Source organism: Pseudomonas sp. dw_612 (assembly GCF_018449725.1).
In the GTDB taxonomy this organism is placed as follows: domain Bacteria; phylum Pseudomonadota; class Gammaproteobacteria; order Pseudomonadales; family Pseudomonadaceae; genus Aquipseudomonas.
This window is the reverse complement of record NZ_JAAVVC010000012.1, coordinates 193208-213935: the sequence shown is the minus strand read 5'-3', so window position 1 is coordinate 213935 and position 20728 is coordinate 193208. Positions and strand designations below refer to the sequence as shown.

Genomic DNA, 20728 nt, shown 5'->3' with positions numbered 1-20728 from the left:
ATTTCGAGTTGCATTGACCTGGGATATCGAGGCGAACTCAGTTATTTCGAGTTGCATCGACCTGGGATATCGAGGCGAACTCAGGATGTGAAAGCCATGAAGATCGGCTCCCTTTACCCTCTCCCCTTTGGGGAGAGGGTTGGGGTGAGGGGCTGGTTTTTGAAGACGACGGAGGCTTTGAGCGAATTGGGATTAACCCTCTTCCCCCTCATCATCATCCCCACCATCAACCTTCATACCCAATTCCTTGATCTTGCGCGTCAGGGTATTACGCCCCCAACCGAGCAAAACCGCAGCATCGCGGCGGCGGCCGGCGGTGTGCTTGAGGGCAGTTTCAATCATGATCCGCTCGAACGCCGGCACGGCGCTGTCCAGCAGACTCGACTGACCACGAGCCAGCGCCTGGTCGGCCCACTGGCGCAGCGCTTGCTCCCAGTTGGTCACCGGCGCGGAATCCTGCGGCAGGTTCAGCAGCTCCGGTGGCAGGTCGCTGATGTGCACTTCGCGACCGGAAGCCATCACCGTGATCCAGCGGCAGGTGTTCTCCAACTGACGCACGTTGCCGCCCCACGGCAGGTTCTTCAGGTATTCCTCGGTTTCGCTTTTCAGCAGCTTCGGTTCCACCGCCAGTTCTTGCGCGGCGCGGGCGAGGAAGTGCTTGGCCAGGGTCGGGATGTCTTCGCGACGGTCCGACAACCGTGGGATGTGGATGCGGATCACGTTGAGGCGATGGAACAAGTCCTCACGGAATTTTCCGGCGTGCACCAGGGTTTCCAGGTTCTGGTGGGTCGCGGCGATGATGCGCACATCGACCTTCACCGGCGTATGGCCGCCGACGCGATAGAACTCGCCATCGGCCAATACCCGCAGCAAACGGGTCTGGGTGTCCGCCGGCATGTCGCCGATTTCATCGAGGAACAACGTGCCGCCGTCAGCTTGCTCAAAGCGCCCGCGACGCAGGTTGGCCGCACCGGTGAATGCGCCTTTCTCATGGCCGAACAGCTCGGATTCCATCAAGTCTTTGGGGATCGCTGCCATGTTCAGCGCAATGAACGGCGACGCCGCCCGTGGACTGTGGCGGTGCAGAGCGTGGGCCACCAGTTCTTTACCAGTGCCGGATTCGCCGTTGATCAGCACGGTAATGTTGGAGTGGCTCAAGCGTCCGATGGCGCGAAACACTTCCTGCATCGCCGGCGCTTCGCCGATGATTTCCGGGGTACGGGTCAAGGCGACCGGGACTTCCAGGCCTTGCTGTTCCTGAGCGTGCTGGTTGGCGCGCTTGACCAGGGACACCGCTTCGTCGACGTCGAACGGCTTGGGCAGGTATTCAAACGCGCCGCCCTGATACGAGGCCACCGCGCTGTCGAGGTCGGAGTGAGCGGTCATGATGATGACCGGCAGCCGTGGGTGTTGTTCGCGAATCCGCGCCAAAAGGTCCAGGCCGCTGGCACCCGGCATACGGATGTCAGAGATGATCACGTCCGGCTGCTGGCGCGCCAGGCGGCTCATCACGCCATCGGCGCTGTCGAAGCTTTGCGTGGTCATGCCTTCTTGCTGCAAGGCTTTTTCCAGGACCCAACGGATTGAACGGTCGTCATCGACGATCCACACGGTTTCACTACGGCTCATGTCGATGTGGCTCCTTGTTCCAGTGGCAGAAAGATCGAGAAAGTGGTGTGGCCTGGGTGGCTGTCACATTCGATCAAGCCCTGGTGCTGGCTGATGATGTTCTGGGTAATGGCCAGGCCCAGCCCGGTACCGTCCGGACGGCCGCTGACCATGGGAAAGAAGATGGTTTCCTGCAAGTCCGCAGGGATGCCCGGACCGTTGTCGATGATCTCGATTTTGGTCACCAGGCGATGGCGCACGTGGCCGATGGTGAACTGGCGCATGGCGCGGGTGCGCAAACTGATGCGGCCCAGGCGCAACTCGTTCTGGCTGCTGATGGCCTGCATCGCGTTGCGCACGATGTTCAATACGGCCTGGATCATTTGCTCACGGTCGATCAGGACGTCGGGGATACTCGGGTCGTAGTCGCGCACCAAGGTGATGCAGCCCTGGCTTTCGGCTTCCACCAACTGACTGACCCGCTCCAGCACTTCGTGGATGTTGCACATGGCCAGGGACGGCAGTTTGTTGGAGCCGAGCATCCGGTCCACGAGGTTTCGCAGGCGGTCGGCTTCTTCGATGATGACGTTGGTGTAGTCGCGCAGGCTTTCTTCCGGCAACTCACGGGCGAGCAATTGTGCGGCGCCGCGAATCCCGCCCAGCGGGTTCTTGATTTCGTGAGCGAGGCCGCGCACCAGCATCTTGCTGGTTTCCTGCTTGGACAGCTGCGCCTCTTCTTTGGTGATCCGCAGCAAGCGGTCACGGGGATGCACTTCCAGCAGCAGCATCGTGTCGCCATTGCTCAGAATCGGCGTGACCGCGTAATCGACGGTCAGGGTCTGGCCGGTGAGGGCGGTGAGCATCGCTTCGCGTTTGGTGAACGGGTGCGCCTGCTCGACCGCTTGGCGCAGAGAATTCAGCGCTTCGGTGGATTCGGTGAACAACTCACTGATGAACTGCCCATGGCTACGCTGGCCGCTAATGGCCAGGAGCATTTCCGCCGCCGGGTTCATGTACTCGAGGCGCAGTTCGGCGTCGAGCAGGATGGTGGCGGTGGTCAGGTTGTCGAGTAGCAGTCGATGCAGTGCGTCGCTTATGGTCATCAGGACCTCTTTTGGAGCAGGGCGCGCGCATGAATAAAGCGCTGATGCGGGGAAAATGCAAAAACCAAACCAAAGCTCCGAAAAGAAGCGTTTAGAGCCTGAAACGGGCGTTTGACGCTCGATCGCGTGGCGTTCTGCCAGCTTTAGCGGGTACTTTCGAACCAAAATGGGCTTGGATGTGGGTATGGTGCAACCTATTGCACCAATATAGTGCGCAAAGCTGAACGAGTTTAGAAGAACTTCAGGAAGGGGTTTTTTTCTTCGGGAGGTTTGTCTTGGAGCGGACATTCCGGGCGTTGGCCGTAGTCGGTGAGGGTGCAAGGCTTGACCTTGCGCTTCTGCGCCAGCGAGATGCGCAGCATGTGGAACGGCTGATTGGCCGTGCGCTCGACGGTGCGACCCTGTTCGTCGAGGATTTCCACCGACAGGTTATGCGTGCCGCGATCGATATTGCTCAAAGCAAACACCGGACTAAGACCCGGTTCGGCGGTGGGCTGGCCGTCTAGTAACAAACGGTAGCGATGGCCACGCTGCAGACCGGGTTCGCTGGTAACGCTGACGATCAACTCGCCAGCGCTGCTGCGGATCGTGGCGTCGGGTTCTGGCACCAGTACCCGTAGCATGTCGTAGTGGAACAGCGGTTGTTCTTCGTTTTTTTGCGCGGCAATCACCGGCGCTGCCTTGGTCGGGTTGGCAGGCATGCGATTGCCGGTGGCCAGCGGCACACGTTTGGCGTTGCCGGGGCGCGGTTGGTCGGTGAAGACCCGGTTGCCTTGGGCGTCGACGTAGGTATAGATGTCGGCCATCGCCGGAAAAGCGATCAGGCAGGCGATCAGCAGCCAGCCCTTCAAGGCGTATGCACCCGCTGCACGGTGAAGGTCACGCTGGGGCTTTGCTGGACGACGCTTTCCCCATTGATCACCTGGACCGCGAGGCTGTGTTCGCCGCGATCAATGTTCACCAGTTGCAGAATCGGCACGTTGCTCGGTTGGCCGTAAGGTTGCTCGTCCAGCAACAGCCTGAACAAATGCGGGCCTTGCAGGCGCGGTTTGATCAGCACGCTGACCGTGAACGTGCCGTTGTTGGCGCGCAGGGCTTCGGTGGTGGGCAGGCCGGTCAGTTCCAGCACCTCGTAGGCGTTGCGGGGTTGTTCGCGACTGTTGGCTTCGGCAGGCGGTGTTACTGGCGTCGAGGGCGCGACACTGTTGAGTGGCGGCAACTCCACCGGCTGCGCCTTGACGCCATCGGGCGGTTGATTGCTGTAGGCGGTGTTGCCGTTGGCGTCGGTGTACTTATAGATCTGCGCTGCGGCGGGCAGGGCGATCAACAGCAGTATCAGGAGAAAACCACGACCCATAAAATCGACCGGAAGCGAAGGCGTTGGGTTGCAGCATAGGTCAGGGCTGGCGATAGACCCAAGTCGTTAACATTTGGTGTTGGATTTCTTGTCGGCTGATTATTCCCATGATCAGGTAAAGCAGAGTCAAAAGATCGCAGCCTTCGGCAGCTCCTACAGGTTGTGCGCGTTCCTATGTAGGAGTTGCCGAAGGCTGCGATCTTTTGACTTTGCCCATAAAAAAGGCCTCCCGAAGGAGGCCTCTTTCTGTCACGCCGCGTTCAGCCGGCGCTACCGGATCAGCAGCTGTAGTACAGCTCATATTCCAGTGGGTGTACGAAGGTGCGGACCTTGATTTCTTCTTCGCTTTTCAGAGCGATGTAAGCGTCGATGAAGTCATCGGAGAACACGCCGCCCTTGGTCAGGAACGCGCGGCCCTTGTCCAGCTCTTCCAGGGCTTCTTTCAGGCTGCCGCAAACTTGTGGGATCTCTTTCGCCTCTTCAGGCGGCAGGTCGTACAGGTTTTTGTCAGCTGCGTCGCCAGGGTGGATCTTGTTCTGGATGCCGTCCAGGCCAGCCATCAACAGTGCAGCGAAGCCCAGGTATGGGTTGGCTGCCGGATCCGGGAAGCGAGCTTCGATACGGCGAGCGCGAGGGCTGGACACGTAAGGAATACGGATCGAAGCGGAACGGTTGCGAGCCGAGTAGGCCAGCATCACTGGAGCTTCGAAACCTGGGACCAGACGCTTGTAGGAGTTGGTCGACGGGTTGGTGAAGCCGTTCAGGGCCTTACCGTGCTTGATGATACCGCCGATGAAGTACAGGGCAGTGTCGGACAGGCCGGCATAACCTTCGCCAGCGAAGGTGTTCTTGCCATCTTTGGCGATGGACAGGTGAACGTGCATACCCGAACCGTTATCGCCGTACAGAGGCTTAGGCATGAAGGTCGCGGTGCGGCCGTATGCATCAGCAACGTTGTGTACGCAGTATTTCAGGGTCTGAACTTCGTCAGCCTTGGCTACCAGAGTGTTGAACTTCACACCGATTTCGTTCTGGCCGGCAGTGGCCACTTCGTGGTGGTGAACTTCGATGGTCAGGCCCATCTCTTCCATGGCGTTGCACATGGAGGTACGGATTTCGTGGTCATGGTCGAATGGCGGAACCGGGAAGTAGCCACCTTTGACACCTGGACGGTGACCGCGGTTGCCGCCTTCCACGTCCTGGTCGGACATCCACGAACCTTGTTCGGAGTAGATTTTGAACATCGAGCCCGAAATGTCGGACTTGAATTTAACCTGGTCGAAGATGAAGAACTCTGGCTCCGGACCAACAAATACGGTGTCGCCGATACCGGTCGACTTCAGGTATTCCTCGGCACGCTTGGCGATCGCACGTGGGTCACGGTCGTAGCCTTGCATGGTCGAAGGCTCGATCACGTCGCAAACCAGGATCAGGGTTGGCTCTTCGGTGAACGGGTCGAGAACGGCAGTGCTGTCGTCCGGCATCAGGATCATGTCGGAGGCTTCGATGCCTTTCCAGCCAGCAATGGAGGAACCGTCGAACATTTTGCCTTCTTCGAAGAAAGCGTCATCCAGCGCGTCGCGAGCCGGCATGGTCACGTGGTGCTGAGTGCCTTTGGTGTCCGTGAAGCGCAGATCAATCCACTTGACGTCATGATCTTTGATGAGTTGAACCGACTTCGACATAGTGTCCTCCGGGTGGCTTCGGGCTTAGTAGTGGATGCCCTTAGAATGTGGGTGATGCCGGCGCGATACTCTGCCAAGGCAACCTGCCTCACAAGGGAGCAAATTGCATGCCAGTGCCCCACCATGGGTTTTTTGCCCCAATATCACGCTTATAGAGGTGCATTGCGCCGCAAAGCTGAAATAACTGCCCCGTAATGTAGCGTCTATTTCAACAAATGACCTGTTTTGGTGCGCGCAAAACCTTCTGCATATTAACTGGTTAAACCTTGAGCAATTTCCGCTATAATCCGCGCCCCCCTTTTTCGGCTGGCCCAGCGCGCGCTGTTTTCATGAAACTAATCGTAAAAGTCTTCCCCGAGATCACCATCAAGAGCCGCCCGGTACGGATGCGTTTCATCCGCCAGTTGGCCAAGAACATCCGTGCCGTGCTCCGCGATCTGGACCCGGCTGTGGTGGTGAACGGTGTGTGGGACAACCTCGAGCTGGAAACCCGCATCACTGAGCCCCGGGCCTTGAAGGAGATGACCGAGCGCCTGAGCTGCATGCCGGGCATCGCGCATTTCCTGCAGGTCGATGAATACCCGTTGGGCGACTTCGACGACATCGTGGCCAAGTGCAAGCAGCACTACGGCGATGCGCTGGCCGGGAAGATCTTTTCGGTGCGTTGCAAGCGCGGCGGCCACCACACCTTCTCGTCCATGGACGTGGAGAAATACGTCGGCAGTCAGCTGCGTCGTCAGTGCGGCGCCGCCGGGATTTCCCTGAAAGAGCCGGAAATCGAAGTTCGCATCGAAATTCGCGACCAACGGTTGTACGTGATCCACAGTCAGCACAACAGCATCGGCGGTTATCCGCTGGGAGCACTGGAACAGACGCTTGTATTGATGTCCGGCGGCTTTGACTCGACAGTCGCCGCCTACCAGATCATGCGCCGCGGCCTGATGAGCCATTTCTGCTTCTTTAATCTGGGCGGACGGGCCCATGAACTGGGCGTCATGGAAGTCGCGCACTTCATCTGGAAGAAGTACGGCAGCTCCCAACGCGTGTTATTTGTCAGTGTGCCTTTCGAAGAAGTACTGGGAGAAATTCTCGGGAAAGTCGATAACAGTCATATGGGCGTAGTTTTGAAGCGTATGATGTTGCGCGCTGCGTCGAAGATTGCCGATCGGCTGGACATCGATGCGCTGGTCACCGGTGAGGCGATCTCCCAGGTTTCGAGCCAGACGTTGCCGAACCTGTCGTTGATCGACTGTGTGACCGAGAAGCTGGTCTTGCGCCCGCTGATCGCCAGTCACAAGCAGGACATCATCGACCTGGCCAACGAAATCGGGACTGCCGACTTCGCCAAGCACATGCCGGAATACTGCGGGGTCATCTCGGTGAACCCCAAGACCCACGCCAAGCGCAACCGCGTGGAGTACGAAGAACAACAGTTCGACATGGCAGTCCTCGAGCGTGCGCTCGAGAACGCCAAACTGGTGCCGATCGATCGCGTGATCGACGAATTGGGCCAGGACTTGCAGATCGAAGAAGTCAGCGACGCTCTGGCGGGCCAGATCATCATCGACATCCGTCACCCGGATGCCGCTGAAGACGAGCCGCTGGAACTTGCCGGCATTGAGGTACAGACGATGCCGTTTTATGCATTGAACGCTCGTTTCAAGGAACTGGACCCTACTCGCCAGTACCTGCTGTATTGCGACAAAGGCGTGATGAGTCGCCTGCATGCCCACCATTTGCTCAGTGAGGGGCATGCCAATGTGCGCGTTTATCGACCGAGCTAAGTGCCCGGGGCTGTTTGCCTGTGGCCTGCGTCACCGGCCCCCCGACGCCGCCGTCAAGCTGTAACGGCTTTGCCGGACTCTACTGTTAATCGCTGCCAAGACTTGTCAGCACACCGAATCCTCTGATCGAGATACACAAGTGATCGAAAATCTACGCAACATCGCCATCATTGCTCACGTTGACCATGGTAAAACCACCCTGGTAGACAAACTCTTGCGTCAATCCGGCACCCTGGAGCGCAACGAGCTCAACGACGAGCGCGTGATGGACTCCAACGACCAGGAGAAAGAGCGCGGTATTACCATTCTGGCGAAAAACACCGCCATCAACTGGAACGGCTACCACATCAACATCGTGGACACCCCGGGCCACGCCGACTTCGGCGGCGAAGTTGAACGCGTAATGTCGATGGTTGACTCCGTTCTGCTGCTGGTTGACGCTCAAGACGGCCCTATGCCGCAAACCCGTTTCGTGACCAAGAAGGCTTTCGAAGCCGGCCTGCGTCCAATCGTGGTCATCAACAAGGTTGACCGTCCAGGCGCGCGTCCGGACTGGGTTCTGGACCAGATTTTCGACCTGTTCGACAACCTCGGTGCTACCGAAGAACAGCTGGACTTCAAAGTCGTCTACGCCTCGGCCCTGAACGGCATTGCCGGTCTGGAACACACCGACATGGCTGAAGACATGACCCCGCTGTACCAGTCGATCGTCGACAACGTACCCGCGCCGAAAGTCGACCGCGAAGGTCCGTTCCAGATGCAGATCTCCGCTCTGGACTACAACAGCTTCCTGGGTGTTATCGGCGTTGGCCGTATCGCTCGTGGCCGCATCAAGCCGAACACTCCGGTTGTCGCTATCGACGCCGACGGCAAGAAGCGTACCGGTCGTATCCTGAAGCTGATGGGTCACCACGGTCTGCACCGTATCGACGTTGAAGAAGCAGCTGCCGGCGACATCGTCTGCATCAGCGGCTTCGACCAGCTGTTCATCTCCGACACTCTGTGCGACCCACTGAACGTCGAAGCGATGAAGCCGCTGACCGTTGACGAACCAACCGTTTCCATGACCTTCCAGGTAAACGACTCGCCTTTCTGCGGTAAAGAAGGCAAGTTCGTGACGTCCCGTAACATCAAGGAACGTCTGGACAAAGAACTGCTCTACAACGTTGCCCTGCGCGTTGAAGAAGGCGACACCGCCGACAAGTTCAAAGTCTCCGGCCGTGGTGAGCTGCACCTCTCGGTACTGATCGAAACCATGCGTCGCGAAGGCTTCGAAATGGGTGTTGGTCGTCCGGAAGTGATCATCCGTATGGTTGACGGCGTGAAGCACGAACCGTACGAAAACGTGACCATCGACCTGCCGGAAGAATCCCAGGGTTCGATCATGGAACAGATCGGTATCCGTAAGGGCGACCTGACCAACATGGTTCCGGATGGCAAGGGCCGTGTGCGCCTTGAGTACAACATCCCAGCTCGTGGCTTGATCGGTTTCCGTAACGAGTTCCTGACCCTGACCTCCGGTGCAGGCATCCTGACCTCGATCTTCGACCGTTACGACGTGATGAAGTCCGGCGACATGTCCGGCCGTCAGAACGGCGTGCTGGTTTCGGTTGCTACCGGTAAGGCTCTGACTTACTCGCTGGAAACCTTGCAAGCTCGCGGCAAACTGTTCCTGGGTCACGGCGAAGACGTGTACGAAGGTCAAATCGTCGGCATCAACAGCCGCGACAACGACCTGGGCGTCAACCCAACCAAAGGCAAGAAGCTCGACAACATGCGTGCCTCGGGTAAAGACGAAACCATCGCTCTGGTTCCGCCTATCCGTTTCACCCTGGAACAAGCGCTGGAATTCGTTCAAGAAGACGAATTGTGCGAAGTGACTCCTAAGTCCATCCGTCTTCGTAAGAAGATCCTGGGCGAAAGCGAGCGTACCCGCGCTGCCAAGAAAAGCGGCAACTGAGTTTCGACTTAGTTAAGGCTTAAAAAAACGCCCCCGACCGCAAGGTCGGGGGCGTTTTTGCTTGTCTGGGGTTTATGCGGTGTTTGTGTCGGCCCCTTCGCGAGCAAGCCCGCTCCCACAGGAGATCTTTGGCGGACACATCATTTGTGTACGACACCAATCCAATGTGGGAGCGGGCTTGCTCGCGAAAGCGTTATGTCAGTCGCCGAGGAGCTCAGCGAAGGTTAAAACTTCTCGAGGGTACGGCGACCGGCACTGGTCTCGCGCGCCACTTCTTTAGGCTTGTAAGCGCAATATCCCGGCCGCGGGCCGATTTTCGGGTGGTTGCGGCAAGTATCCGGGCGTTTTTCATAAATAGTGCACAAACGGCTCTTACGATCCAGATACAGGCAATCGTTGTTGCTCATGCGCTGAAGGGTGAAGATCTCGGTCTTCTGGCTGTAACGCTCGACGATCCCTTCCTTCTGCAAGCGCTTGGCGATGTTCTTCGCCGGCTCGCCGCGCTCGAACTCGTCGACGATGCCGATGCGGATCAGATCCTTGATCTTGACCTCGACCGGCAAGGTGCAGCAGCTCGACACGCAGGAACCGCACATCGGGGCAGAGTATTTGGCCCAGGTATCGAGGCGGTCGATCTCCGCGGCGGCGATCAGGTTGGACTTCATCATCGGTTGTTACCAGCGTGTGCATCAGGGCGCGCGATCATACCGGGACTGGTGGATTCTTGAACAACCTTTCGACTGTTTTTTTCTCGGGCGCCGAATAATCACCGTTAATCCGGCACGGCCCCTGCATTGATTCAGGTACATGACAATGTAATGCCGGCCTATCTCGCACTATCAGGAAAAACTGCCGAACCAGAGCCCATACCGCCTGTCAGACCGTCTAGGCTCAGACAACTCAAAGCTCGCTCGAGGTCCTATCGATGACTCAAGAACCACTTGTTCGCGAAGCAGAGGTGGCCGCATTCCGCGACGCCGTCTTGACCAAACTCACCTACGCGGTGGGCAAAGACCCGGATCACGCCTTCGACCACGACTGGTTCGAAGCCATTGCCCTGGCAGCGCGCGACCACATGGTCGAGCACTGGATGGACCACACGCGGCAGATTTACCGCAAAGGCCAGAAACGGGTTTACTACCTCTCCCTGGAATTTCTCATCGGCCGCTTGCTCTACGATAGCCTGAGCAACCTCGGGCTGCTCGACGTCGCCCGCGAAGCGTTGACCGAGCTCGGTGTCGACCTGGAACGCATCCGTCTGCTGGAGCCCGATGCGGCGCTGGGCAACGGTGGCCTCGGTCGCCTGGCGGCGTGCTTCATGGAAAGCATGTCGACCCTCGGCATCGCCGGCCATGGCTACGGCATTCGTTATGAACACGGCTTGTTCCGCCAGGCCATCGTTGATGGCTGGCAACAGGAACAGACTGAACACTGGCTGGATTTCGGTAACCCGTGGGAGTTCGAACGGCCAGAGGTCGTCTACCCGATCGGCTTCGGCGGCAGCGTCGAAACCGTCACCGACGAGGCCGGCAAGTCGCGGCAGGTCTGGTCCCCGGTAGAAACCGTACGAGCGATTGCCTATGACACGCCGGTGGTCGGCTGGCGCGGAGCGAGCGTCAACACCCTGCGCCTGTGGCGTGCCCGCGCCGTAGAAGATTTGCACCTGGAACGCTTCAACGCCGGCGACCACTTGGGCGCTGTGGCCGAAGTCGCCCGGGCCGAAAGTATTTCCCGCGTCCTGTACCCGGCGGACAGCACTGAAGCCGGCCAGGAATTGCGTCTGCGCCAGGAATACTTCTTCGTCGCCGCGTCCCTGCAGGATTTGCTGCGTCGCCATCGCAACATGCACACCTCGGTGTTGACCCTGGGCGACCATGCGGCGATCCAGCTCAACGACACTCACCCATCGATCGCCGTGGCCGAGCTGATGCGGCAGCTGGTCGACGTCTACGATGTCGCGTGGGATGCCGCGTGGCAGGTGACCGTCGATACGCTGTCGTACACCAACCACACGCTGTTGCCCGAAGCGCTGGAAACCTGGCCGGTCGGTTTGATGGAACGCATGCTGCCGCGACACATGCAGATCATTTACCTGATCAACGCCCAGCACATCGACTCGCTGCGGGCCAAAGGCATTCACGATTTTGACGTATTGCGCGCCGTCTCGTTGATCGAGGAAGACAATGGCCGCCGCGTGCGCATGGGTAACCTGGCGTTCCTCGGTTCCCACAGCGTCAACGGCGTGTCCGCGCTGCACACGCAATTGATGCGTAAAACCGTGTTCTCCGAACTGCACAAGCTCTACCCGGAGCGGATCAACAACAAAACCAACGGCATCACCTTCCGCCGCTGGCTCTACCAGGCCAACCCCGAACTCACGTCCATGCTGGTCGATGCCCTCGGGCCGGACTTGCTGGATAACCCGGAAGAGCGTTTGCTCGACCTGGAACCGTTCGCCGAGAAGACCGCTTTCCGCAAGGCCTTCGCCGATCAGCGTCTGCACAGCAAGAAAGCCCTGGCGTACTTGATTCATGAACGGCTGGGCATTGCGGTCAACCCGGCGGCGATGTTCGACGTGCAGGTCAAGCGGATCCACGAATACAAACGCCAGTTGCTCAACCTGATGCACACGGTTGCGCTGTATCAGGCGATTCGTGCCGAGCCGGAAATCGACTGGGTGCCGCGAGTGAAGATCTTCGCCGGCAAGGCTGCGGCCAGTTATCACCAGGCCAAGTTGATCATCAAGTTGACCAACGACATCGCCCGGGTGGTCAACAATGACCCGACCGTGCGTGGTTTGCTCAAGGTTGTGTTCTTGCCTAACTACAACGTCAGCCTGGCGGAGAGCATCATTCCGGCGGCGGATTTGTCGGAGCAGATTTCTACCGCAGGCTTCGAGGCGTCGGGCACCAGCAACATGAAGTTCGGCCTCAACGGCGCGCTGACCATCGGCACGCTCGACGGTGCCAACGTCGAAATGTGCGAACGCATCGGTGCCGAGCACATGTTCATCTTCGGCCTCAGCGCTCAGCAAGTGGAAGCGCGCAAGCAAAACCACGAGTTCAACGCCGCGCCGGATATTGCAGCGTCCCATCGTCTCAATGACGTGTTGCAAGCGATTCGTGGCGGGGTGTTCTCGCCGGATGATCCGTCCCGTTACACCGGGCTGATCGATTCGCTGGTGGACTATGACCGCTTCCTGGTCTGCGCCGATTTTGACTCCTACTGGGACGCGCAGATGCGCGTCGAAGCGCACTGGCACGATTCTCAAAAATGGTGGCGTTCAGCGGTGTTGAACACGTCGCGGATGGGCTGGTTCTCGTCGGATCGGACGATTCGTGAGTACGCCACGGAGATCTGGAAGGCTTTGGAGTAACTTTTAGCAATAATTGCGAGCAAGGCCCGACGTACGTTGGGCCGGATCGATATACTAAGCGCCAACTTCGCCCTTGTGGGAGCGGGCTTGCTCGCGAAAGCGGTCTATCAGTTGACTGAGATGTTGACTGACACGACGCCTTCGCGAGCAAGCCCGCTCCCACATTGGGTTTGTGGTGCAGATGCAATCTGCTCTCACACTGGAATCCGGGTGTCTGGTCACTAGACTCAGCCAGAGGCTGTTGTACCCGGAATCGCCCCATCGCGGGGCCACTTAGGGATATCGACCATGCAATGGATCTTCATGCTGATTGGCCTAGTGCTGGGCTGGATACTCGATGAGTCGTTCAGCGATGCCCTGTTGGGCGCGCTGCTCGGGTTGGGCATCGGCCAGGCCTTTCGCATTGGCCGCTTGAGTTCGCAATCGGCTGAGCAACGTCTGCTGCTTGAACAGGCACAGGTGGCGCTGAATACGGTGCAGCAACGCCTGGCGTTGTTGGAGGTGTCCGGCGTTAAAGCGCCAGAAGCCAGTCAGCCAGAAGCGATTCACCCGGAAGTCAGCGAACCCGTCGCCGCCCCCGAATTCATCCTCGACGACATTCCCGTCGAATCCCCCGCCGAGTCCCCGGAACTGGTCTGGGAGCTGCCGCCCGAACTGCAACCGATCACCGCTGCCGCGACCGAAGCCAGTCGCCCGCTGCCGGCCGATGTCTGGACCCCGGAACCGGTCGCCCGTGAACCACGTCAACCTGCGGCGCCGCGCGAACCGAATGTGTTCGACCGCGCCATCAACAGTGCGCGCAACTGGCTGTTTGGCGGCAACACCGTGCTGCGAGTCGGTGTGGTGTTGCTGTTTCTCGGCCTGGCGTTCCTGCTGCGCTACGCCACCGAAGGCATGGTGGTGCCGATCGAAATGCGTTACGCCGGGGTCGCCGCCAGTGCCTTGGGCTTGCTCGCCTTGGGCTGGTGGCTACGGCATCGCAACAACCATTACGCGCTGATGTTGCAAGGCGCCGGGATTGCCGTGTTGTACCTGACGGTATTCGCGGCGATGCGCTTGCACCCGCTGCTCGACCCGACGGCAGCCTTGGGCTTGCTGGTAGCGGTGACGGTGTTCTCGGCGATTCTGGCGATCACCCAGGATTCCCTGGCCCTGGCCTGCGCCGCCGCACTGGGAGGTTTTGCCGCCCCAATCCTGACCTCCACCGGCGCCGGCAACCACGTCGCACTGTTCAGCTACTTTGCGTTGCTCAACACCGGCATTCTCGCCATCGCTTGGTTCAAGGCCTGGCGGCCACTCAACCTGATCGGTTTTGTCGGCACCTTCGGCATCGGTTTCGCCTGGGGCCTGCGCTCCTATACGCCGGAGTTGCTGTGGAGCACCGAACCGTTCCTGATTCTGTTCTTCCTGATGTATCTGGGCATCGGCCTGTTGTTTACCCGGCGTAAGCTGTTGGAGATGACCGACGCACCGGCGGACGACGATCGCCAAGCGCTGCTGCACTGGTCGGCGCGCAAGGGTGATTACGTCGACGGCACGCTACTGTTCGGGCCACCGCTGGTGGGTTTCGGTTTGCAGTTCGCGCTGGTCCAGCACCTGGAATTCGCCGCTGCTTTCAGCGCGCTGGCGCTGGGCATGATCTACATGGGCCTGGCCCGATTGCTGATGGGCGGTCGCGCGTTGTTGCTGGCGGAAACGTGTCTCGCGCTCGGCGTGATCTTCGCCAGTCTGGCGATCCCGTTGGGCCTCGACGCGCGTTGGACTGCTGCGGCCTGGGCCGTGGAAGGCGCGGGGATTTTCTGGCTCGGCCTGCGTCAGCAACGGCCATTGGCTCGCGCCTTTGCCTTGCTGCTGCAACTCGGTTCGGCGCTGGCGTTTCTCAGCGAATTGCAGCCCGGCGAAAGCAGCCTGCTCGACGGTTCATGGCTGGGCGCGTTGATGCTCGGCGTGGCGTTGCTGTTCAGCTTCTATCAATTGCGCAAAGCCTCGCCGGAACAGACGTCGGCGTGGGAGCGCCAAGGTTTGCCGGTGCTGGCGTGCCTCGGTTTGACGTTCTTGTATCTGCTGGCGCCGTTGTTCTTTCTCACTCACGGCACGGCGATCAGTTGGGCGTTGGCCGGGTTGGCGACGCTGTTCGTCGGCCTGCGCCTGCAATCGCGCACGTTCCTGTTCACCGCGTTTGCTGTGCAGTTGCTCGGCGGCGCGTTGTTCCTGTTGCGGTTGAAAGGGGCGAGTGATGGTTCTGCGGCGGTGTTCAACGCCGGCTGGAGCGGGTTGCTCAGCGCCTCACTGATTGGACTGGCGTTGATCGCTGGCATGTTGCTGGCGGCCCGGGACGAGATGGTGCGCAAGGACGCACGATTGCTGCGTGGCTTGTCGGTGGTGTTGCTGGCAGGTCTGGTGTTGATCAACCTGGCGGTGCTGTTCGTGCTGCCGTGGCAAACGGCGAGTGCAGTGTGGGCCGCCAGCGGTTTGTTCATTATCTGGTTGAGTCTTTACCTCAAGCAGCGTGTGAGTTTTGTCTTCGGCCTGCTGTTGCAGGTGATTGGTGGGGCGGCATTCCTGTTTGCCGGACCGGCTCTGCTGGGGCCGTTGGCCAGTGAAGGTTTGAAACCTCTGGCCCACAGCGGTTTCTGGACGCCACTGGTGCTCGGCCTGGCGGCGCTGGTCGGCGCATGGCGCTTGCAGCTGGGTAATCATGCGTCGGCGTTCGATGCGTTGAGCCTGAATCGCTTGTCCGAATTGTTGCTGGTGTGGGGCGTGGGTTGGTGGGCGCTGGCGTGGATCAGTGAAGTGCTGCGCTTTGCCCCGGTGAATCTGCAAGGGACATTGCTACTCGCCGTCGCGGCGCTGAGTGTGGCGCTTTGGGCCGTGTTGTCGCTGCGCTTGAAATGGCCGTCGCTCGGCTTGGTCTGCACCTTCCTGATTCCGGCGGCGGGGCTGGTGTTGCTCGCCGCGTGGCAGTCGCGTTATCACCCGGCGGCCGACTTCGGCTGGCTGGTGTGGGCGGCGGTGTTCGTCGTGCACTTCATTTCCCTGCGGCGCCTGGCGCCGATGCTGCCGGCGCGCGCCCTCAGTACCGCCCACGTGCTCGGCTGCTGGTTGTTGATCGGTGTGCTGGCCTTGGAGCTGCGTTACGGCTTGCTGTTGTTGTCCGAGCAGTACAACGCCTGGCGCTGGTTGGGCTGGGCGATTCTGCCGAGCCTGTATCTGGTGCTGGCCGCCGCGCCGCGCAACTGGCCATGGCCGGTGTCGACGTATTCGCGCGAGTACCGCGTGTACGCAGCTGCACCGCTGGCGTTGCTGATGCTCGGCTGGTTCTGGCTGGCGAATGGCGTCAGTGATGGCACCGCCGAACCGCTGCCTTATGTGCCGCTGATCAACCCGCTGGAATTGGGCCTGCTGTTTGCGCTGTTCGGGGTTTACGTGTGGTCGCGCAGCGCGGTGACGCAATTTGCCCTGCCGAAGGTTTTCGCCGAGAACGCCACGCAGTTGATCGCCGGCGCTTCGTTGTTCGTGTTTTTCTCCGCAGTGGTCACGCGCACGGCTCACCATTGGGGCGGCGTTCCGTTCGAGCTGGATCAATTGCTGGCATCGATGCAGGTGCAGGCCGGTCTGTCGATCGTCTGGACCTTGATGGCGCTGGGCCTGATGATCGGCGGCCATCTGCGCCATCGCCGTGAAGTCTGGCTGATCGGTGCCGCGCTGATTGGCGTGGTGGTGGCCAAACTGTTCTTTGTCGAATTGAGTAACCGTGGCGGACTCGCCCGGATCGTCTCGTTTATCGGCGTTGGCGTGTTGCTGCTGGTGGTGGGCTATTTCGCCCCGTTGCCGCCCAAGCGTGCCGAAGCTGAGCCGGAGTCTGAAAAACCGGCCCCTGAAACCGAAGGAGTGTCGTCTTGAGCCAGAAGCTGAACCTGGGTTGGTTGGGCGCAGTTGCGCTGGGCGTGGCGCTGTCGGCCAATGCCCAGGAAAAACCTTCGGACTTCAGCACCCAAGTGCCGTTGTCCGTCAGCGGCGAAGGGCCGTGGTATCGCCTCGAGTTGCCGTTGAGCGTGCAACTGAACGCCCGGCAAACCGATCTGAGCGATGTGCGTGTGTTCAACGCCGCCGGCGAACCTCAGGCCTACGCCTTGGCCCGACAAACCGCTCAGTCTGCCGAAAACCGCACCACAACCGACGTGAAGTGGTTCCCGCTGTACAATTCGGCGGACGCCACCGAACGCGCGCCGAGCGTGCGGGTGCAATCCAGCGCCAACGGCACGCTGGTGGAAGTGCAGCCGTCCAGTCAGTTGGAGGCGGGGGAAGAGGTGCTGCGTGGCTGGTTGCTTGATGCCAGCGCCATCAAGGCGCCGTTGCAGCAGTTGATCCTCGACTGGACCAGCGAGCGCGATGGCTTCCAGCGCTTCAGCATTGAAGCCAGCGACGACTTGCAGCACTGGCAGTCGTGGGGCGAAGGGCAGGTGGCGCGGTTGTCGTTTGCCGACGAGCGGGTCGAGCAACATGAAGTCGGCCTGCCGGGGCAATCGGCACGCTACCTGCGTTTGCTGTGGAACACCCCGCAATCGGCGCCGACCCTGACGTCCGCACAACTGGAAAGCGCCAGCACCCGCAGCCTGCCGCTGCCGTTGGTCTGGTCGCAACCCGTGGCCGGCACCCGGTTGAAGGACGGCGAATACACCTGGCAATTGCCGATGGGGCTGAACGTCGAGCGGGTGCAGGTCGAGTTGAATCAGCCCAACAGTTTGGCGCCGGTGACCTTGTCCGGTCGCCGCGAAAGCAGTCTGCCATGGCAATCGCTGAGCAGCGGTTTGCTTTATCGCCTGACCCAGAATGGCCAGGACGTGGTGCAGAACGAATTGACGCTGTCGGGGCAAACCGTGCAGCAATTGAAACTGACCGTGGATGAGCGCGGCGGTGGCCTGGGCGCTGAAGCACCGACCGTTAAATTCGCCGTGCGCTCGACGCAAGTGGTGTTCCTGGCGCGTGGCGCCGGGCCGTATACGCTGGCGCTGGGCAATGCGACGGTGAAGACGGCGAATCTGCCGTTGTCGACGTTGATTCCGGATTACAGCCCGGCGAAATTCTCGACTCTGGGCAAGGCCTCAATCGATGGCGGGGCGGTTGTCACACCGTCGGCGACGGCGGTCGCGGCTGCGACGGCTGACACGAACTGGAAGAAGTTCGGGTTGTGGGCAGTGTTGCTGCTCAGTGTGTTGTTTTTGGCGGTGATGGCGATCAGTTTGCTGCGTAAACCCCCGGCCAAATCCTGAGAATGGCTGGCGCTGCGCGCCATTCGCGGGCAAGCCCGCTCCCACAGTGGATCTGCGTTGAGGCAGAAATTGGATTCACAACACAGTTCAAAATGTGGGAGCGGGCTTGCTCGCGAAGACTGATTGTCAGGCAAAGAAAATCTCAAAACTGCCACCTGTCTCCGACTCACATCCGGTCGGTTTCGAACTACGCTCAACCCGGCACATGAACTCTATTGGGTGTATCACGTCTGATAGGAGGAAATGCGCCCCGACTCGCGTTAAACTGCGCGGGTTTTTAGCCCCCCATTCCACCGGAGCCTTCCATGTCCCGCGTTACCCTGAGTCGCTATTTGATTGAGCAGACCCGTAGCAACAACACCCCTGCCGATCTGCGTTTCCTGATCGAAGTGGTGGCGCGCGCCTGTAAAGAAATCAGCCACGCCGTCTCCAAGGGCGCCCTGGGTGGTGTGCTCGGCAGCATGGGCACTGAAAACGTCCAAGGCGAAGTGCAGAAGAAGCTTGATGTGATGTCCAACGACATCCTGCTCGAAGCCAACGAATGGGGCGGTCACCTGGCCGGCATGGCGTCCGAAGAAATGGACAATGCCTACCAGATCCCGGGCAAATACCCGAAAGGTGCGTACCTGCTGGTATTCGACCCACTGGACGGTTCGTCGAACATCGACATCAACGCGCCGGTCGGTACGATCTTCTCGGTGCTGCGTTGCCCGAACGAATACCTGACACAGAACGAGCCTTTGAACGAAAAGGCCTTCCTGCAGCCAGGCACTCAGCAGGTTGCCGCCGGTTATGCGATTTACGGTCCACAGACCATGCTGGTGCTGACCCTGGGCAATGGCGTCAAAGGCTTCACCCTGGACCGTGAAATGGGCAGCTTCGTACTGACCCACGAAGACATCACGATCCCGGAATCCACCCAGGAATTCGCGATCAACGCCTCCAACCAGCGTCACTGGGAAGCCCCGGTACAACGCTACGTCGGCGAATTGCTGGCCGGCGATGAAGGCCCGCTGAAAAAGAACTACAACATGCGCTGGGTGGCCGCGATGGTTGCCGACGTGCACCGTATCCTGACCCGTGGCGGTCTGTTCATGTACCCACGCGACAGCCGCGAGCCATCCAAGCCAGGCAAACTGCGCTTGATGTACGAAGCCAACCCGATGTCGTTCCTGGTCGAACAAGCCGGCGGCGCCTCCACCGATGGTCACCAGCGCATCCTCGACATCAAGCCCGATGGCTTGCACCAGCGCGTAGCAGTGTTCCTCGGCTCGAAAGAAGAAGTCGAGCGCGTCACGGCTTACCACAAGGAGTAAACCCATGACCGCGCCCTGGCAGCCGTTGCTCGAATGGTGGTTCGGAACTTTCGAATTCCCCAACGAGATAGCGGCTGAGAAGGGCAAGTTATGGTTCGGCAAGCGCGACAGCCAGGACCTCGAAGCGCGCGAGCGTTTCGGGGACTGGGTCGAGCAGGCACTGGCCGGCGGTTTGACCGACTGGGCGCAACGCCCCGAAGGTTGGCTGGCTCTGGTGCTGCTACTCGACCAACTTCCGCGAATGATCTTTCGCGACACCCCCAAATCCTTCTCTGGTGATCTCCGGGCCCAAGCCCTGGTGGCGCAAGGCATTGCTGCGGATTTCGATCGGCAGTTGCGGCCGATCCAACGGGTATTCATCTACCTGGTGTTCGAGCATTGCGAGAACCTGGCGGTGCAGAACGAGGCGGTTTCGCGGTTTATCGCGCTGGTAGACGAACAGCCAGAGGCAGATCGGGCGGTGTTTGCCGATAACCTGGATTATGCCGAGCGGCATCAGAAGGTGATTGCGCGGTTTGGACGGTTTCCCCATCGCAATGCTGTGTTGGGAAGGGCGTCTACGGCTGAGGAAATTGAGTTTCTGAACGGGCCAGGTTCGCGTTTCTAGTTCAAGGATTGCTGTGTAATAGCCGTTTCATTAGCAATGTTGGAAGATCTTTCCGCGTGTCGGCAATGATGTGGACGTAGACCGTTTGCTCTCGCACTTCATAAATGACGCGATTCATCCCCGAGAGGATTTGTCGATATTGGCTGAGGTTGAGCTTCTCGATTTCATCCGGGATGGATCCTGCATAAGGCAAGGTCCCCAAATGACGGATGGCCGCTTTCAGGCTGGCATAGGTGCTTTGCCAAGTCTGGGAAGAGAAGTGTTTGATGAGATAGGTACGTAGATCTTTGAGGTCTGTTTCGGCTGACTGAAGAATGACGACCTTAAAACTCATTGATGGTCGACCCTATCCAGTTCTGCGAAAACTTCTTCGGCATCTCGAAACTTGCCTTCTTCAATCTCTCGATTGCCCATCGCCAAGAGCTTCAACAGAGCCATGGTGTCTTCCTGCTCTTCAAAGCTTTTCACATCCATGACCACCAGCTTCGCTTCGCCATTTTGGGTGATAACCAAGGGTTCCCGGCTTTCTGTGATGGTTTTGACGATTTCGGCCGTATGACTTTTCAGGTAACTGATCGGCTTGATTTGAGAAGAGAGCTTCATGAGGTTGGCCTCGCCAGATTGAATAGGACCGAGTTTAGTCTTAATTCAGTTCTGCG

At 59.5% G+C, this 20728-nt stretch carries 15 protein-coding genes; 7 read left to right on the top strand and 8 right to left on the bottom strand.

The window, feature by feature from the left end; translation table 11 throughout:
• Positions 1 to 192 precede the first annotated feature (192 nt).
• From ntrC to glnA, 5 genes are all read right to left on the bottom strand, one after another.
• Positions 193 to 1629: a nitrogen regulation protein NR(I) gene (gene ntrC, locus HB680_RS19560; protein WP_213940180.1), complete on the bottom strand. Its 1437-nt coding sequence runs from the start codon at positions 1627 to 1629 to the stop codon at positions 193 to 195.
• Positions 1626 to 2711, bottom strand: coding sequence for a nitrogen regulation protein NR(II) (gene glnL / locus HB680_RS19555; RefSeq protein ID WP_054055306.1), 1086 nt, complete (start codon positions 2709 to 2711; stop codon positions 1626 to 1628). The genes ntrC and glnL overlap by 4 nt, the downstream gene beginning before the upstream one ends.
• 230 nt (positions 2712 to 2941) lie before the next feature.
• On the bottom strand, positions 2942 to 3562 hold the full coding sequence (locus HB680_RS19550; protein WP_213940179.1) for a DUF4124 domain-containing protein: 621 nt from the start codon (positions 3560 to 3562) through the stop codon (positions 2942 to 2944).
• Positions 3559 to 4068, bottom strand: a complete 510-nt coding sequence (locus HB680_RS19545) for a DUF4124 domain-containing protein (protein ID WP_213940178.1) — start codon at positions 4066 to 4068, stop codon at positions 3559 to 3561. The genes HB680_RS19550 and HB680_RS19545 overlap by 4 nt, the downstream gene beginning before the upstream one ends.
• 278 nt (positions 4069 to 4346) lie before the next feature.
• Entirely contained in the window at positions 4347 to 5753 is a 1407-nt protein-coding gene (glnA, locus tag HB680_RS19540) for a glutamate--ammonia ligase (RefSeq protein ID WP_123402596.1), read from the bottom strand.
• Positions 5754 to 6082: 329 nt separating this feature from the next.
• Between glnA and thiI the strand changes: the two genes are divergently transcribed.
• Both thiI and typA read left to right on the top strand, forming a co-directional pair.
• On the top strand, positions 6083 to 7537 hold the full coding sequence (thiI, locus tag HB680_RS19535) for a tRNA uracil 4-sulfurtransferase ThiI (RefSeq protein ID WP_213940177.1): 1455 nt from the start codon (positions 6083 to 6085) through the stop codon (positions 7535 to 7537).
• A gap of 139 nt (positions 7538 to 7676) precedes the next feature.
• On the top strand, positions 7677 to 9497 hold the full coding sequence (gene typA / locus HB680_RS19530; RefSeq protein WP_109627491.1) for a translational GTPase TypA: 1821 nt from the start codon (positions 7677 to 7679) through the stop codon (positions 9495 to 9497).
• A gap of 224 nt (positions 9498 to 9721) precedes the next feature.
• Here the strand turns inward: typA and HB680_RS19525 are convergent, their stop codons facing one another.
• Positions 9722 to 10162: a YkgJ family cysteine cluster protein gene (locus tag HB680_RS19525; RefSeq protein ID WP_213940186.1), complete on the bottom strand. Its 441-nt coding sequence runs from the start codon at positions 10160 to 10162 to the stop codon at positions 9722 to 9724.
• A 260-nt stretch (positions 10163 to 10422) separates the two neighbouring features.
• Here HB680_RS19525 and HB680_RS19520 point away from each other — a divergent pair, with 260 nt between their 5' ends.
• The 5 genes from HB680_RS19520 (at position 10423) to HB680_RS19500 (ending at position 20069) form a co-directional block, all read left to right on the top strand.
• Positions 10423 to 12873, top strand: coding sequence for a glycogen/starch/alpha-glucan phosphorylase (locus HB680_RS19520; RefSeq protein WP_213940176.1), 2451 nt, complete (start codon positions 10423 to 10425; stop codon positions 12871 to 12873).
• Between the two features lie 288 nt (positions 12874 to 13161).
• Positions 13162 to 16776 (top strand): DUF2339 domain-containing protein, encoded by a 3615-nt coding sequence (locus HB680_RS19515; RefSeq protein WP_213940175.1) that lies wholly within the window; start codon positions 13162 to 13164, stop codon positions 16774 to 16776.
• On the top strand, positions 16773 to 18146 hold the full coding sequence (locus HB680_RS19510) for a DUF3999 domain-containing protein (protein ID WP_213940174.1): 1374 nt from the start codon (positions 16773 to 16775) through the stop codon (positions 18144 to 18146). The genes HB680_RS19515 and HB680_RS19510 overlap by 4 nt, the downstream gene beginning before the upstream one ends.
• A gap of 305 nt (positions 18147 to 18451) precedes the next feature.
• Entirely contained in the window at positions 18452 to 19462 is a 1011-nt protein-coding gene (locus tag HB680_RS19505) for a class 1 fructose-bisphosphatase (RefSeq protein ID WP_213940173.1), read from the top strand.
• Positions 19463 to 19466: 4 nt separating this feature from the next.
• Positions 19467 to 20069, top strand: a complete 603-nt coding sequence (locus HB680_RS19500) for a DUF924 family protein (protein ID WP_213940172.1) — start codon at positions 19467 to 19469, stop codon at positions 20067 to 20069.
• A 1-nt stretch (position 20070) separates the two neighbouring features.
• Here the strand turns inward: HB680_RS19500 and HB680_RS19495 are convergent, their stop codons facing one another.
• Both HB680_RS19495 and HB680_RS19490 read right to left on the bottom strand, forming a co-directional pair.
• Positions 20071 to 20403, bottom strand: coding sequence for a type II toxin-antitoxin system RelE/ParE family toxin (locus HB680_RS19495; protein ID WP_213940171.1), 333 nt, complete (start codon positions 20401 to 20403; stop codon positions 20071 to 20073).
• Positions 20400 to 20672, bottom strand: a complete 273-nt coding sequence (locus tag HB680_RS19490; RefSeq protein WP_213940170.1) for a type II toxin-antitoxin system Phd/YefM family antitoxin — start codon at positions 20670 to 20672, stop codon at positions 20400 to 20402. Before HB680_RS19490 ends, HB680_RS19495 begins: the two co-directional genes overlap by 4 nt.
• Positions 20673 to 20728: the final 56 nt, after the last annotated feature.